We start from the raw sequence: 15,887 nt of genomic DNA, 5'->3' as shown, positions 1-15,887 counted from the left end.
ACTGTCTTCGCTGCCTGTGAAAGCCATCACCTCGCGGGACAATCCGCTCTACAAGCGCCTCAAGGCATTGGCCGGTTCGACGCATCAGCAGCGTCGCAGCGGCCACGCGTTGCTCGAAGGATTCCATCTCGCGAGCGCGTATCTCGACGTCGCCGGCCAGCCGGAAATGTGCATCGTCACCGAAGGTGCGCTGCGCCACGATGAAGCGCAGGCGATCGTGTCGCGCATCGACGAGCATCGTATCGTCACGCTGCCGGATGCATTGTTCGGCCAGGTGTCGAACGTCGTGCATGGTGTAGGGATTCTGCTGCTGGTCGAAAAGCTCGACACGCCGCTGCCGGAGACGGTTGCAGAAACCTGCCTCGTGCTCGATGGCGTGCAGGATGCCGGCAACGTCGGTTCGATTCTGCGCAGCGCGGCGGCCGCCGGTATCCAGCAGGTGTTTTGCGCGCCGGGCACCGCGTACGCCTGGTCGTCGAAGGTATTGCGCTCGGGTATGGGCGCGCATTTCCTGCTGCAAATCCACGAAGATGTCGAGGCGCAGGTATTGATCGAGCGCCTCGCGGTGCCCATCGTCATTACGGATTCGCACGGCGCCGAGGCGATCTACGACTGCGATCTGAGCGGGCCGCTCGCGTGGGTGTTCGGCAACGAAGGGGCGGGCGTGTCGCAGACCTGGCGCGACGCCGTTTCCTTGCGGGTGACGATTCCTCAGCCGGGCGGCATGGAGTCGCTCAATGTAGCGGCCGCGGCGGCTATCTGTGTGTTCGAACAGTGCCGCCAGCAGCGCCGCGCATGATTTCCAGGGCATGGCATGCGTGACGCGGCATCCGTTGCCGGATCGGTCACGTGAACGCCATGCCCATCTCCAGAACAGGCCTGCTCAATAAGCCGGCCGGTCCAGCTTGATCTCCTGCAGGATCGTCGTCGCGATCTCTTCGATCGACTTGTGTGTCGACGAGAGCCACTTGACGCCTTCGCGCCGCATCATGGCTTCGGCCTCGTTGATCTCGTAGCGGCAATTTTCCGGCGCGGCGTATTTGCTGCCCGGCCGGCGCTCGTTACGGATCTCCGACAACCGCTGCGGATCGATCGACAAACCGAACATCTTCTGCCGATGCGCCAATAGCGGCGTGGGCAGCTTGCCGCGCTCGAAGTCTTCCGGAATCAACGGATAGTTGGCCGCTTTCACGCCGTACTGCATCGCCAGATACAGGCTCGTCGGCGTTTTGCCGCTGCGCGACACGCCCACCAGAATCACGTCGGCGTCGGCCAGATTGCGGTTCGATTGACCGTCGTCGTGGGCGAGCGAGAAGTTGATCGCCTCGATCCGGTTCTTGTATTCCTCGGTATCGGCGTTCTGGTGGCCGCGGCCCATCGCGTGGCTCGACTTGAGCTCCAGCTCCTGCTCGAGCGGCTCGACAAAGGTCTGGAACATGTCCAGCACGAGCGCATTCGAGCCTTTGACGATCTGATTCGACGCGCTGTCCACCAGCGTCGTGAAGACGATCGGACGGCGGCCGTCCTGCTGGATCGATTCGTTGATCTTTTCCAGCGTGGCGTAGGCTTTGTCCGTCGAGTCGACGAAGGGCACGCGAACCAGGCGGAATTTCTGGTCGAACTGGGAGAGGATCGAATGCGCGAAGGTTTCGGCAGTGATCCCGGTACCGTCGGAGACGATGAATACGGTGGGCGGCATCAGTGGGGCTGGGGAACATGAGCGAAAAAAAACGCTCGAATGAAACATCGCTGCATGGATGTCGCTGCACGGTGGCTAACCGGAGATTGCAGCGGCGTCATGTCAGCGCGCCGTGGGCACCGCAACCGCGCCCGGATGGCAGCGTGGCCTCGCGAGAGCCTCGCAAGAGCCCGTCAGCCGGTCCGGGGCGCGATTCGAGGCGCAATTCTCGTCCGACTGTCACATTTTGGGAGTCGGCACGGTAGAATAGCGGCAACCTGTTGGATAAGCAATTGCAGGCGATTGGCGTCTAACTCACCGCGAACGGTCGGTCAACGCCACGCTTTCAGCCGGTAACTTGCGGAAAATCGGGCGAATAGGGTGGATCGATCGGTAATTTCGCCCAACCGCTTTCTACGTCGTGCATCTGGCGCATGCCGGTGCTTCCGGGTACTTCCGGGCGATTCCGGTCATGTGCGGCGATTGCTTCTCCAACAGGTTGTGCAAGACGCGAGGTCACGCTTCCAATGGGCGTCTCGCGTTCAAGCCCACTTGCACAGCCGTGAATTTCTTTCACACTTAGGGGCTTGTATGACTAACGCAGTTACCGTCGCAAAGGAAGAGGCGTATGTAGTTCCGTTCGAGCAGTTGCGGATGACCGATGTGGAGATTGTCGGCGGCAAGAATGCGTCGCTTGGCGAGATGATCAGTCAGCTCGCCGAAGCCGGCGTGCGTGTTCCGACTGGCTTCGCCACCACGGCGCTGGCTTTCCGTGACTTCCTGCATCACAACAATCTGACTGAACGCATCGCCAAACGTCTCGAAACGCTCGACGTCGACGACGTGAAGGCGCTCGCCGAAGCGGGCAAGGAGATCCGTCAATGGATCGTCGACGCCCCGATGCAGCCGCGTCTCGAAGCGGATATCCGCGCAGGCTTCGACACCCTGCAAAACAGCTCGCCTGAAGAGTTGTCGTTTGCCGTGCGCTCGTCGGCAACGGCAGAAGACTTGCCGGACGCATCGTTCGCGGGTCAGCAGGAAAGCTACCTCAACGTGGTCGGCATCGACGAGGTGCTCGATCGCATGAAGCACGTGTTCGCGTCGTTGTACAACGACCGTGCTATCTCCTATCGCGTCCACAAGGGCTTCACCCACGCTGAAGTCGCGTTGTCGGCGGGCGTGCAGCGCATGGTGCGCTCGGACGTCGGTGCGGCAGGCGTGATGTTCACGCTGGACACGGAATCGGGCTTCAAGGACGCCGTATTCATCACGTCGAGCTACGGCCTGGGTGAAACGGTCGTGCAGGGCGCCGTGAATCCGGACGAGTTCTACGTCTTCAAGACCACGCTCGCGCAAGGCAAGTACCCGATCATCCGCCGCTCGATCGGCTCGAAGCTGATCAAGATGGAATTCACCAAGGCCGGCGAAGAAGGCCGCGTGAAGACGGTCGACGTCACGCACGAGCAGCGTAACCGTTTCTCGATCACCGACGAAGACGTGATCGAACTCGCGAAATACGCCGTCATTATCGAAAAGCACTACGAGCGTCCGATGGACATCGAGTGGGGCAAGGACGGCCGCGACGGCAAGATCTTCATTCTCCAGGCGCGCCCGGAAACGGTGAAGAGCCAGGCGTCGGGCAAGGCTGAGCAACGCTTCAAGCTGAAGGGCCAATCGAACGTGCTGACAACCGGCCGCGCGATCGGCCAGAAGATCGGTGCGGGTCCGGTGCGCGTGATTCACGATCCGTCGGAAATGGACCGTGTGCAGCCGGGCGACGTGCTGGTGGCCGACATGACCGACCCGAACTGGGAGCCGGTGATGAAGCGCGCCTCCGCGATCGTCACGAACCGTGGCGGCCGTACCTGCCACGCGGCGATCATCGCGCGTGAGCTGGGCGTGCCGGCCGTGGTCGGTTGCGGCGACGCCACCGACGTGCTGAAGGACGGCGCGCTGGTGACCGTGTCGTGCGCGGAAGGCGACGAAGGCAAGATCTACGACGGTCTGCTCGAAACCGAGGTCACCGAAGTGCAGCGCGGCGAACTGCCGCCGATTCCGGTGAAGATCATGATGAACGTCGGCAATCCGCAACTGGCCTTCGACTTCTCGCAGCTGCCGAACGCGGGCGTCGGTCTGGCGCGGCTCGAGTTCATCATCAACAACAACATCGGCGTTCACCCGAAGGCGATTCTCGAGTACCCGAACATCGACCAGGACCTGAAGAAAGCGGTGGAAAGCGTGGCGCGTGGCCATGCGTCGCCGCGCGCTTTCTACGTCGACAAGCTGACCGAAGGCATCGCAACGATCGCGGCGGCCTTCTATCCGAAGCCCGTGATCGTGCGTCTGTCGGACTTCAAGTCGAACGAGTACAAGAAGCTGATCGGCGGTTCGCGTTACGAGCCGGACGAAGAAAACCCGATGCTGGGTTTCCGTGGTGCATCGCGCTACATCGCTGACGACTTCGCCGAAGCGTTCCAGATGGAATGCATCGCGCTGAAGAAGGTGCGTGAAGAGATGGGCCTCGACAACGTCGAGATCATGGTGCCGTTCGTGCGTACGCTGAAGCAGGCGGAGCGTGTGGTCGGGTTGCTGGAGAAGTTCGGGCTGAAACGCGGTGAGAAGGGCTTGCGCCTGATCATGATGTGCGAAGTGCCGTCGAACGCGATTCTCGCCGAAGAATTCCTGCAATTCTTCGACGGTTTCTCGATCGGTTCGAACGACCTGACGCAGCTCACGCTCGGCCTCGACCGCGATTCCGGCATGGAACTGCTGGCAGTCGATTTCGACGAACGCGACCCGGCGGTCAAGTTCATGCTCAAGCGCGCGATTGAAACCTGCTTGCGTTTGAACAAGTACGTCGGCATTTGCGGTCAGGGTCCTTCGGATCATCCGGATTTCGCGCAATGGCTGACCGATGAAGGCATCAAGTCGATTTCGCTGAACCCCGATTCGATCGTCGAGACGTGGCAGCAACTGGCGAAATCGCTGACGAAGTAAGCGGCGCAAATAAGCGGCGCAAATAAGCGGCGCAAATAAGCGGCGCAAATAAGCGGCGCAAATAAGCGCGGGGCAGGTGCTCCTTAAGCGGCGTGCATAAAGGACTGTGCGGTACGTCAAAAGCACGTAAAGGCGTGCTGCACCGCTCAGTAAAATGCACCTGCTTCGTGCTATAAACACCTCGGTAGATCCGGGGTGTTTTGCTTTGTGGAGGTCGACGTGGCGCCAGGTGGATTGTTCTGGTGGGTCGGAGCGGGTGTGCTTGTCGTGCTGGAGTTGATCAGCGGCACCTTCTATTTGCTGATGATCGCGCTGGGCTGTGTTGCGGCTGCCATCGCGCACCTGGCGGGTGCCTCCGCCGATCTGCAGTTCGCGGTTGCGGCCGGGGTGGCACTGGCGGCGGTCCTGTTGCTGAGGCGTTCGCGTTTTGGCCGCAGGACGCGTAAGGAGGCGTCGAAGAACCCGGACGTCAATCTGGACATCGGCCAGACGTTGAGCGTGCCGGCGTGGCACGAGCGCCGGGCGCGTGTCAATTACCGCGGGGCTGCATGGGACGTCGAACTGGCTGCCGGCGAGCCCGAAGATGCGCAGCTCTATGAAATCGCCGAGATGCGCGGCAGTTGCCTCGTCGTCGTGGCCAGCCGGCAGGCGAAAGCCGGGGCAACGGTGGCCTGAGCGCGCACCCACGCGTAAGCGGAACCACGCACAACTATTCGAACGACGGACCGGAGGGCAGGAATGGATTCAACCATTGTCGGGGCGGTACTTCTGATTATCGTGATCGTGCTGGCGGCGCAGACACTGAAGATCGTGCCGCAGCAACATGCGTGGGTGCTGGAGCGGCTCGGCCGCTATCATCGTACGCTGACGCCGGGTCTGAGCTTCGCGTTTCCGTTTGTCGACCGGATCGCGTACAAGCACATCCTCAAGGAAATTCCGCTCGAAGTGCCGAGTCAGGTGTGTATTACGCGCGACAACACGCAATTGCAGGTGGATGGCGTGCTGTATTTCCAGGTCACCGATCCCATGAAGGCGTCGTACGGGTCGAGCAACTTCGTGTTCGCGATTACGCAGTTGTCGCAGACCACGCTGCGCTCCGTGATCGGCAAACTTGAACTCGACAAGACGTTCGAAGAACGCGACTTCATCAACCACAGCATCGTGTCGTCGCTCGACGAAGCCGCGTCGAACTGGGGCGTCAAGGTGCTGCGCTACGAAATCAAGGACCTGACGCCGCCCAAGGAAATTCTTCACGCGATGCAGGCGCAGATCACGGCCGAGCGCGAGAAGCGCGCGCTGATCGCGGCATCCGAAGGGCGCAAGCAGGAGCAGATCAATATCGCCTCGGGTGGGCGCGAGGCGGCGATCCAGAAGTCCGAAGGCGAGCGGCAGGCGGCGATCAATCAGGCGCAGGGGCAGGCGTCGGCGATCCTGGCGGTGGCTGAGGCCAACTCGCAGGCAATTCAGAAGATCGCTGCGGCCATCCAGTCCAACGGCGGGATGGAAGCGGTGAACCTGAAAGTGGCCGAGCAGTATGTGAACGCATTCGGCAACCTGGCGAAGCAGGGCACCACGTTGATCGTGCCGGGTAATCTGGCGGATATGAGTTCGATGATCGCGTCGGCGCTGACGATCGTGAACAAGGGGAAGGGCACGACCGAGGTGCGCTGACTCAGGTTTTTCCTGCCGAAAAAATGGCCCGCAAAATCAGCGGGCCATTTTTTCGCGATCACGACGGCGAGCGCATCAGGCGCGCCTTCTCGCGTTCCCAGTCGCGTTTCTTCTCCGTTTCGCGCTTGTCGTGTTGCTTCTTGCCCTTGGCGAGGCCGATCTCGCATTTGACGCGACCGCCCTTGTAATGGAAGTTCAGCGGCACGAGCGTGTAGCCGCGCTGCTCGACCTTGCCGATCAGTTTGCTGATCTCTTCGGCGTGCAGCAGCAGCTTGCGCGTGCGCACCGGGTCCGGATTGATGTGGGTCGAGGCTTCGGGCAATGGGCTGATGTGCGTGCCGATCAGGAACAGTTCGTTGTTCTTGATGACCACGTAGCCCTCCTTGATCTGGCCACGGCCGGCGCGCAGGGCTTTGACCTCCCATCCTTCGAGCACGAGCCCCGCTTCATAGCGTTCTTCGACGGAGTAGTCGTAGAAGGCTTTTCTGTTGTCAATGATGCTCATTAATGGAAAGTGCCCAACTCGTTTAAAATCACGATTTTAGCAAAGCGGGGCAAGGAAAGCCCGCGGCGCTTGTCCACCCTTGCCACGCGCTGTTCAATTTATGGCAGATGTCCAGAAAACCGTGTTGATTCGCCATTCGGCGGAACAGATGTTCGACCTCGTCACCGACGTCGCCGATTACCCCAACTTCCTGCCTTGGTGCGGGGGCGTCGAAATCCGCCGGCAGGACGAAACCGGCATGGAGGCGAAGATCGATATCAACTTCAAGGGCATCAAGCAGCATTTCGCCACGCATAACACCATGGAGCGGCCCACGCGTATCGATATGGAATTCGCGGACGGCCCATTTCGCAAGTTCACCGGTTTCTGGCGCTTTACGCCGCTGCGGGCCGACGCCTGCAAGATCGAATTCGCGTTGCACTACGAATTCACCAACATCATCCTCGAGAAGATCATTGGGCCGGTGTTCAGCCACATTGCCAACACCTTCGTCGAATCGTTCGTGAAGCGCGCCGATCAGCGCTACGGTAAGGCATGAGCGCGCGCTTGTCGATTGAAGTCTGCTATGCGCTTGCCAATGAGCAGGCGCTGATTGCCGTGGACTTGCCGGAAGGCGCCACGTTGCAGCAGGCGATAGACGAGAGCGGCATCTTGCAGCGTTATCCGCAGATCGATCTGGGTAGCCAGAAGGTCGGCGTGTTCGGCAAGCTCAAGCCACTGGACACGGTGCTCGCCGACCACGATCGCGTCGAGATTTATCGGCCGCTGCTGGTGGATCCGAAGCTGTCGCGCCAACGGCGCGTCGAGAAAACCCGCAAGGCGGGCTCGATCGAAGGGCGCCGCTGGCAGAACAAGGATTCGCGCTAGGATCGTTTTGCAGCCATTGCAGCCATTGCAGCCGGCACGCGATGGCCGGCGTGGGCGAGCTGATCCCGGCCACGTCTCAGTCACCGCCGCTAAGGGGAATGCCGCACGTCGATGCACTGCGCCCGCCGCGTCTCCCGCCAAGGCGTCCAAAGCCGTGCCGTGTCTCAATGCACCGAAGGCTGCGCCTTCTCCTCAATCGATGTCGCGCCGGACGTATCGTCGTCCGCATGCTGGCGCACCGACCAGCACACCCCCGCCACCAGCAGCAGGATCGCCGCAGTTTCCAGCGGGCGCGGCAGGCGCTGGTCATAGACGAACGCGTAGAGCAGCGCGAATAGCGTTTCGAACACGATCATCTGGCCGGACAGCGTGAGCGGCAGCCGCTTCGAGGCGGCATTCCACAGCCCGTTGCCGAGCCACGACGCGCCCACTGCGAGGCCCAGATTCAGCATCCAGAAGCTGTGCCAGCGCTCGTCGCCGAGCGGCGCCTGCAGGCTGCCAGAGGGCATGACGGCGACCACCAGCCACAGCGCCGCACCGAGTGCGCCAGTCACCACGCCCCACAGCACCGACCACTCGTTGCCGTTGAAATGCGTCTGACGCCGCAGGTAGCGGGCGTTTTCGACCGCGAACCAGGTCCAGCAGGCGAGCGCGCCGATCGCGCAGGCGAGGCCGATGAGCTTGGTCGCGATACTCACGGGCGTGCTGTCCGCTACCGTGAAGACGTCGATGTTGATGCAGGCGATGCCGGCCACCACTAGCGAAAGCGGCCATGCGAGGCGGGCGAGCGGCACGGCGCCATGATCGCGCCGGCCGAGCAGCGTCACCGTGACCGGCAGTACGCCGACGATCAGCGAGGCCGGCGCGATGCCGATCATATGGACGGCTGCGGTCAGCAGCAGGTAGTAGAGCAGGTTGCCGGCCAGCGCCAGTTTGACCAGCGCCCCGAGATCTCTGCGGGTCAGGCGTTTGACGAGCGAGCGCGCTATCGGCAGCGCGGCGGCCAGCGAGACGATGCCGTACATCGTGTAGCGGCCCGCGCTCAGCAGCAGCGGCGAAAAATCGGGCAGCACGCGCGGCACCAGAAACACCATGCCCCACAAGGCCCCGGCCATTACTCCATATGCCACGCCGCGCTGCATCGACTGCCCCTGCAAGAAAACTGGAATGGTCGGCAGAATAGCCGGTGGGCGGGCAGGGTGTCTTGTTTGATTCTGCATTCCAGCGGTTTTATTCGTTGTGTTCAGGCGCCTTTTAATTTCCGCGCGACGGTCCGGCGGCGCGAAAGCCCCCCGGATTTCCCGCGACCGACCCGGGTGGCGCGCCCGTGCGCCCCAACGCGCAAACGAAACCGGATCGAACCCAAGGTGAACGTGGAAGCGAAATCGACGGGCGCAAAGTCATGAAAAAAATCCCCTGAAATTCGCTAAGCTGCTGTTAGTGCAGTGAAAACCAGGGAGGTATCGCGTATAATTCGCTTTTGCGCCTATAGGATTTGCCATGCGTCTGATCCAAACAGCACTCACGTTCGATGACGTGCTCCTCGTCCCGGCCTTTTCTGATGTTCTGCCGCGCGACACCAGCCTCAAGACCCGGCTGACCCGCAACATCTCCCTGAACATGCCGCTCGTGTCCGCCGCCATGGACACCGTCACCGAAGCCCGTCTCGCGATCGCGATGGCGCAAATGGGTGGCGTGGGCATCATCCACAAGAATCTCACGCCGGCCGAACAGGCGCGTGAAGTTGCCAAGGTCAAGCGCTTCGAATCGGGCGTCGTGCGCGATCCGATCACGGTGCCGCCGCAAATGAAGGTGCGCGACGTCATCGCGCTGTCGCGCCAGCATGGCATTTCGGGCTTCCCGGTCGTCGAAGGTTCGCAACTGATCGGTATCGTCACGAACCGTGACTTGCGTTTCGAAGAGCGCCTGGACGAGCCGGTGCGCAACATCATGACGCCGCGCGAGCGCCTCGTCACCGTCAAGGAAGGCACGCCGCTCGCCGAAGCCAAGGCGCTGATGCATAGCCACCGCCTCGAGCGCGTGCTGGTCATCAACGACGCATTCGAACTGCGCGGCCTGATGACGGTAAAAGACATCACCAAGCAAACGGAACACCCGGACGCGTGTAAGGACGAACACGGCAAGCTGCGCGCGGGCGCGGCGGTCGGCGTGGGCGAAGACAACGAAGAACGCGTCGAGCTGCTGGTGCAAGCGGGCGTCGACGTGATCGTCGTCGATACGGCGCACGGCCACAGCAAGGGCGTGCTCGAGCGCGTCAAGTGGGTCAAGCAGAAGTTCCCGCATGTCGAAGTGATCGGCGGCAACATCGCTACCGCTGCGGCGGCCAAGGCGCTCGTCGAATACGGCGCGGACGGCGTGAAGGTCGGTATCGGCCCGGGCTCGATCTGCACGACGCGGATCGTCGCCGGCGTGGGCGTGCCGCAGGTCACCGCGATCTCGAACGTGTCGGAAGCGCTGAAGGGCACCGGCGTGCCGGTCATCGCCGACGGCGGCGTGCGTTTCTCCGGCGACATCAGCAAGGCGCTGGCAGCGGGTGCGAATTCCGTGATGATGGGCAGCATGTTCGCCGGCACCGAAGAAGCGCCGGGCGACGTGTTCCTGTATCAGGGCCGTCAGTACAAGTCGTACCGTGGCATGGGCTCGGTCGGCGCGATGAAAGACGGCGCCGCGGACCGCTACTTCCAGGACAACTCCGCGAACATCGACAAGCTGGTGCCGGAAGGTATCGAAGGCCGCGTCGCCTACAAGGGCTCGGTCAACGCGATCCTGTTCCAGCTGATCGGCGGTGTGCGCGCCAGCATGGGCTACTGTGGCTGCCGCACGATCGCGGAGATGAACGACAAGGCCGAGTTCGTGCAGATCACGGGTGCGGGCTTGCGTGAGTCGCATGTGCATGATGTTCAGATCACCAAGGAAGCGCCCAACTACCACGTGGACTAAACGCCAATGAAGCCATTGCTGCGCGCTGTACTCATCCTCGATGCACTGTTGCTGCTTGCGTTTGGCCTGCTGTTTCTGCTGACGCCCTGGACCTCGTTGTACAACGCGCTGCTTCTGGTGCAAACCCAGCCGGCTCTGGTCGGCCAGGGGTTTGGCGTGGCGCTGATCGGGCTGGCCTGGCTGGCCTTGCATGCGTCTATCGACGGTTCGCTTACGTCGACGGTCGCCAAGGTCGTCGGTCATGTGAACTGGCTGACCGGCGTGCTGATGCTGGTCTGGCTGCTCGGGCTGCATACGCCGGCGCTGACCGGCTTCGGGCAGATCATCGCGGTGCTGACCGGTGTGGTGCTGCTGGTGATTGGTTTGGGCGGTGTGCGCCTGTCGGGCGCGGTGCGGCGGCGTGAAAAGCTGCGGCTGGCTGAAGCCGCTACCGCAGAGCGCGCCGACAAGCAGGCTGCAAAAGATGCCGCTAAAGATGCTGCCAACAAACGCGACTCCGGTCGCGTGACGGCAAACTTTCCAGCCTATCGCGCCGAACCGGTAGTCGAGCCTGTCATGCCGGTCACTCGGCCTGTCAGTCCAGTTTCGGCTGCGCCGGCCTACCCGTCGGTCGACGAACCGGGTCTGACGGCGTCTGAACGCGCCGCACGGGCCGAGGCCGAAGCCGCGCGCGACGAAGCCCGCAACTCCGCTGCCGACGCACCCGGTGCGCCCCGGCCGCCGTTTCATGGCTGACGCGCCGAGCGCCAGAACGCCTGCCGAAGCAACCGGATTCCGTTCGCGTGCCTCGCAGGCAAGTGCCTGCGGTGTTGAACGGTCCAGCGCGCTTCATCGCCACGCTTCATGTCCGATCGTTCTCACGTGGACTGCTTTGAATTCAACGCCGCGCCTCACGCGCGGCATCCCGTATCCGTTCACTTTTGACTCCGTCCGCTGCCATGCATGACAAGATCCTGATCCTCGACTTCGGTTCGCAAGTCACCCAACTGATTGCACGTCGCGTTCGCGAAGCCAACGTGTATTCGGAAATTCATCCCCACGACGTCGACGCGTCGTTCATTCGCGATTTCGCGCCGAAGGGCGTGATTCTCTCCGGCGGCCCGAGTTCGGTGACCGAAACGGATGCGCCGCGTGTGCCGCAGGCGGTGTTCGAACTCGGCGTGCCCGTGCTGGGCATTTGCTACGGCATGCAGGCGATGGCCGAGCAGCTCGGCGGCAAGGTCGATATCGGCCACCTGCGCGAGTTCGGCTACGCCGAAGTGCGTGCGCGCAACCATACGAGCCTGCTCGAAGGCATCAGCGATTTCACCACGCCGGAAGGTCACGGCATGCTGAAGGTGTGGATGAGCCACGGCGACAAGGTGCTGGAAATGCCGCCGGGCTTCCAGCTGATGGCATCGACGGAATCGTGCCCGATCGCGGCGATGGCCGACGAACAACGCCATTTCTACGGCCTGCAATGGCACCCGGAAGTGACGCACACCGTGCAGGGCCGCGCGATGCTCGAACGCTTCGTGCTGCAGATTTGCGGCGCGAATCCCGACTGGGAAATGGGCCACTACATCGACGAAGCCGTCGCGAAGATCCGCGAGCAGGTCGGCAAGGAACACGTGATTCTGGGCTTGTCGGGCGGCGTGGATTCGTCGGTGGCGGCGGCGCTGCTGCATCGCGCGATCGGCGACCAGCTGACTTGCGTGTTCGTCGATCACGGCTTGCTGCGTTTGAACGAAGCCGAGCAGGTAATGGCCACCTTCGCTGAGAGCCTCGGCGTCAAGGTGATCCACGTCGACGCGAGCGAAGTATTCCTGTCGAAGCTGGCCGGCGTGACCGATCCGGAAGCGAAGCGCAAGATCATCGGCGCGGAATTCGTCGAAGTGTTCCAGACCGAAGCCAACAAGCTGACCGATGCAAAGTGGCTGGCGCAAGGCACGATCTATCCGGACGTGATCGAATCGGCTGGCAAGGGCAAGAAGGCGACGCAGACTATCAAGAGCCACCACAACGTGGGCGGCCTGCCTGAGACGCTGAATCTGAAACTGCTCGAGCCGCTGCGCGAACTGTTCAAGGACGAAGTGCGCGAACTCGGCGTGAAGCTCGGCTTGCCGCCGGCAATGGTGTATCGCCACCCGTTCCCGGGTCCGGGTCTGGGCGTGCGGATTCTCGGCGAAGTGCGCCGCGATTTCGCCGATTTGCTGCGTCGCGCGGACGCGATTTTCATCGAGACGCTGCGCACGTTTATCGACAAGGAAACCGGCAAGTCGTGGTACGACCTGACGAGCCAGGCGTTCGCGGTGTTCCTGCCGGTGAAGAGCGTGGGCGTGATGGGCGACGGCCGGACTTACGAGTATGTCGTTGCGCTGCGCGCTGTGCAGACGCTTGACTTCATGACGGCGCATTGGGCGCATCTGCCGCACGAGTTGCTGGGGCATGTGTCGAACCGCATCATCAATGAAGTGCGTGGGATTAACCGGGTTGTCTATGACATCTCGGGGAAGCCGCCGGCAACGATCGAGTGGGAGTAATTTAGGATCCTCTGCAGTGGTCTGCAGAGGTCCGGCGATTCCCTAGTTTCCCATACAAAAACAAGGGTTTATCGACTATTTTGGTCCGCTGCCGTCCGTCGGCAGCGCTACGTCGCCGACGGTATGAGCGACGGTATAGCATCTTTCTCTGCAGACGATCCATTTTGATACCGTCACGGCGCGTGACGGTATCAAACACGGTATCAGTTCACGGAGTATTGCATGCTTACGGACCTCGAATTGCGGGCGCTCAAGCCGACCGGCAGGATATACAAGGTCGCTGACCAGCGCGGCCTGTACGTGGCGGTTACCTCGTCCGGAGCGGTGAGTTTCCGCTTCGACTATCGTCTGAACGGGCGCCGGGAGACCCTGGTCATTGGCCGCTACGATCCCGGGCTGCCAGCACGCGGCGCACGCGCTGCCGACGAACTTTCCTTTGGCATGTCGGTGCGTCTTGCGGAAGCAAGGCTGCTCCTTGAACGTGCTCGTCGGGAAGTTGAACAGGGCGTCAGTCCGTCGAGAAGCAAGGTTGAAAAGCGTCTGGAAGCGGCCGAAGCGATGACGTTCGGGGCGTGGGCCGAAAAATATTTTGCGGAAGCCACGCTCGCGGAGTCGACCCGCGCGATGAGGAAGTCCGTCTACGACCGGAATCTTGCAGCGGAGTTCGGGCGGCTGAAGCTCGAAGAGATCAATCCATCAAGACTCCTGATGAGGTGTGAGAAGATCAAGGAGCGGGGCGCGGCTGCGCCCGCCGTTCAGGCACGCGATATCGTCCTCCAGGTCTATCGTTTTGTGCAGGCGAGAGGGCTGAAGGTGGCCAATCCGGCAGAGGACATACGCCCCTCCGCTATCGCCACCTTCAAGCCGCGGGACCGGGCACTGACACCTGCGGAAATCCACTTGTTTTTCAATGCCCTGGAGCGCACGCCCACGCTTCCAACGCTGCGTCTGGCCATCAAGTTCATGCTGTTGACGTTGGTGCGAAAGTCGGAATTTATCCTCGCCAATTGGAATGAAGTGGACTTCGATGCGGCGATCTGGACGATTCCGAAGGACCGGATGAAAGCGGGGCGTGCGCACAACGTCTATCTAAGCCAGCAGGCCCTAGACATTCTGGTTACCTTCAAAACATGTTTTGGAGCCAGTTCGTATTTGCATCCAGGTCGCTATGAGATTGAATTGCCAATAAGTGCGGCCACGCTTAACCGCGTCATTGACAGCACGGTCAGACTGATCCGAGAGAGTGGGACACCGGACTTCGAATCCTTCTCGGTTCACGACCTGCGGAGAACGGCGAGTACGCAACTGCATGAAGCCGGGTTCAACAGCGACTGGATAGAAAAATGTCTGGCACACGAACAACGTGGGGTGCGCTCCGTATACAACAAGGCCGAATATGCCGAGCAGCGAAGGGGGATGCTACAGACATGGGCTGATATGCTCGACGGGTGGATAGTAAAGAACCCTGAAACAGATAACGGCGCAAGGGTACGACCGACCAGAAGTTTCGTGAACTCGATAGAGTAGTCGTTGCTCCCAATAGCTGACATCGCAGCGAGTTGCATGGGGTGCAGGTGGTAAGAGCTTCAAATCCTCTCGCTCGCCCCGACCAAAGAAATCAAGGCCTTACAGGCACTGCTTGTACGGCCTTTTTCGTTTGGGTCGGGTTTTGCTCCCACGGCTCTCACGGGAATGGAGCGGAATTTGCCATGGCGCGAGAGAGCCCCGAATCCATCTCGGGTTGTGGCGACTTCGCTTGGTCACACACAACTTGCACAGCATTCGAGGATGGTGAACAAATACGCCAAGATGTAACAAGGCGGACCAGCGCATCGCTTCCCCGTTGAGTCGAATGCAGGGCCGATCGACTGACCTTAAGATCTCTAAAAAAGGCCAGATCTCGACGCTTTGTTGAACCGCATCCAGAAGAAACGGGCGCGCTGTGCCGCGACATGCTGATTGGCGTGACGAACTTCTTTCGTGACCGTGAGGCGTTCGAGGCCGCGAGCGCGAAGTCGTGCCGGCTGTCATTGCAAGCAAGGTGGAGTCTGATCCCATTCGCGTGTGGGCGGCAGGATGTTCCACGTATGAAGAGGCCTACTCGCTTGCATGCTGTTCCGCGAGCGTAAATCGGGGGGCGACGAGTTACCGAAGCTTCAGATATTTGCAACGGACCTTGACCAGCAGGCGATAGAAGTCGCGCGCACTGGCAGCTACCCAGAGTCGATTCTGACCGACATCCCGCCTCGCGCTTGCGGCGTTTTTTTACGCTCGAGCGTGGTTCCTACGTCGTCAACAAGGCGCTGCGCGATCCGCCGTTCTCGCATCTTGATTTCGTGTCGAGCCGCAACCTGCTCCGGTCACAGCCGGCGACGAGATCATGGAGACCTTGGAGGACAGTGCCCTAGCCCGATAAATGCGCTTTTTTTGTCGAGAGGCAGGTGAAGCATCTTCGCGTCGTGCATGAGGCGGTCACGGCGAACGGGCAGGCGCTACCCATGATCGCGCAGCCGGTGGCACCTAAGCGTACGCCGGCGAAGATCTCGACCCCGCGCCAGAGCCTGGGAAACATACCGATGCGATGCTTGCAGCTCGGCTTCTCTACCACCGGAATCACAGAACTGCGGAACTTAAATGTTGTTTAGGATCACCCAAGATGAACGACATCGAACTTGCGCGATTCTGC

Annotated in this window: 13 protein-coding genes and 1 pseudogene; 11 read left to right on the top strand and 3 right to left on the bottom strand. The window is 61.4% G+C overall.

The annotated features are described in order from the left end of the window. Positions 1–16: 16 nt before the first annotated feature. Positions 17–799: a TrmH family RNA methyltransferase gene (locus DSC91_RS18035; protein WP_115780222.1), complete on the top strand. Its 783-nt coding sequence runs from the start codon at positions 17–19 to the stop codon at positions 797–799. Positions 800–883: 84 nt separating this feature from the next. Here DSC91_RS18035 and ppsR read toward each other — a convergent pair whose 3' ends face one another. Beyond that, entirely contained in the window at positions 884–1,699 is an 816-nt protein-coding gene (gene ppsR, locus DSC91_RS18030; RefSeq protein ID WP_115780221.1) for a posphoenolpyruvate synthetase regulatory kinase/phosphorylase PpsR, read from the bottom strand. A gap of 570 nt (positions 1,700–2,269) precedes the next feature. Here ppsR and ppsA point away from each other — a divergent pair. The 3 genes from ppsA to DSC91_RS18015 all read left to right on the top strand — a co-directional run bounded on the left by ppsA (position 2,270) and on the right by DSC91_RS18015 (position 6,346). After that, positions 2,270–4,675: a phosphoenolpyruvate synthase gene (ppsA, locus tag DSC91_RS18025; RefSeq protein WP_115780220.1), complete on the top strand. Its 2,406-nt coding sequence runs from the start codon at positions 2,270–2,272 to the stop codon at positions 4,673–4,675. A gap of 219 nt (positions 4,676–4,894) precedes the next feature. Next, positions 4,895–5,350 (top strand): NfeD family protein, encoded by a 456-nt coding sequence (locus tag DSC91_RS18020; RefSeq protein ID WP_115780219.1) that lies wholly within the window; start codon positions 4,895–4,897, stop codon positions 5,348–5,350. Positions 5,351–5,413: 63 nt separating this feature from the next. Beyond that, on the top strand, positions 5,414–6,346 hold the full coding sequence (locus DSC91_RS18015) for an SPFH domain-containing protein (RefSeq protein ID WP_115780218.1): 933 nt from the start codon (positions 5,414–5,416) through the stop codon (positions 6,344–6,346). Positions 6,347–6,404: 58 nt separating this feature from the next. Here the strand turns inward: DSC91_RS18015 and smpB are convergent, their stop codons facing one another. After that, a complete protein-coding gene (gene smpB, locus DSC91_RS18010; protein ID WP_054035193.1) occupies positions 6,405–6,851 on the bottom strand; it encodes an SsrA-binding protein SmpB in 447 nt (148 codons plus the stop codon). Between the two features lie 100 nt (positions 6,852–6,951). Between smpB and DSC91_RS18005 the strand changes: the two genes are divergently transcribed. Both DSC91_RS18005 and DSC91_RS18000 read left to right on the top strand, forming a co-directional pair. Next, positions 6,952–7,389, top strand: coding sequence for a type II toxin-antitoxin system RatA family toxin (locus DSC91_RS18005; RefSeq protein ID WP_115780217.1), 438 nt, complete (start codon positions 6,952–6,954; stop codon positions 7,387–7,389). Then, complete coding sequence (locus tag DSC91_RS18000; RefSeq protein WP_115780216.1) at positions 7,386–7,718, top strand: RnfH family protein; 333 nt, start codon at positions 7,386–7,388, stop codon at positions 7,716–7,718. Before DSC91_RS18005 ends, DSC91_RS18000 begins: the two co-directional genes overlap by 4 nt. Before the next feature lie 164 nt (positions 7,719–7,882). Here DSC91_RS18000 and DSC91_RS17995 read toward each other — a convergent pair whose 3' ends face one another. Then, complete coding sequence (locus tag DSC91_RS17995; protein ID WP_115780215.1) at positions 7,883–8,860, bottom strand: DMT family transporter; 978 nt, start codon at positions 8,858–8,860, stop codon at positions 7,883–7,885. 358 nt (positions 8,861–9,218) lie between these two features. Between DSC91_RS17995 and guaB the strand changes: the two genes are divergently transcribed. From guaB to DSC91_RS17965, 5 genes and pseudogenes are all read left to right on the top strand, one after another. Continuing rightward, complete coding sequence (gene guaB / locus DSC91_RS17990; RefSeq protein ID WP_115780214.1) at positions 9,219–10,679, top strand: IMP dehydrogenase; 1,461 nt, start codon at positions 9,219–9,221, stop codon at positions 10,677–10,679. Positions 10,680–10,685: 6 nt separating this feature from the next. Then, positions 10,686–11,414 (top strand): hypothetical protein, encoded by a 729-nt coding sequence (locus DSC91_RS17985; protein WP_115780213.1) that lies wholly within the window; start codon positions 10,686–10,688, stop codon positions 11,412–11,414. Positions 11,415–11,617: 203 nt separating this feature from the next. Continuing rightward, positions 11,618–13,201, top strand: coding sequence for a glutamine-hydrolyzing GMP synthase (gene guaA, locus DSC91_RS17980; RefSeq protein WP_115780212.1), 1,584 nt, complete (start codon positions 11,618–11,620; stop codon positions 13,199–13,201). 222 nt (positions 13,202–13,423) lie between these two features. Further along, positions 13,424–14,728 (top strand): tyrosine-type recombinase/integrase, encoded by a 1,305-nt coding sequence (locus tag DSC91_RS17975; protein ID WP_115780211.1) that lies wholly within the window; start codon positions 13,424–13,426, stop codon positions 14,726–14,728. Positions 14,729–15,218: 490 nt separating this feature from the next. Then, a pseudogene (locus DSC91_RS17965) lies at positions 15,219–15,646 on the top strand (CheR family methyltransferase). The last annotated feature ends 241 nt before the right edge of the window (positions 15,647–15,887 follow it).

It is taken from the genome of Paraburkholderia caffeinilytica (assembly GCF_003368325.1).
Lineage (GTDB): Bacteria > Pseudomonadota > Gammaproteobacteria > Burkholderiales > Burkholderiaceae > Paraburkholderia > Paraburkholderia caffeinilytica.
Note: the sequence above shows the minus strand (reverse complement) of the source record. Positions and strands in the feature narration are given on the sequence as shown.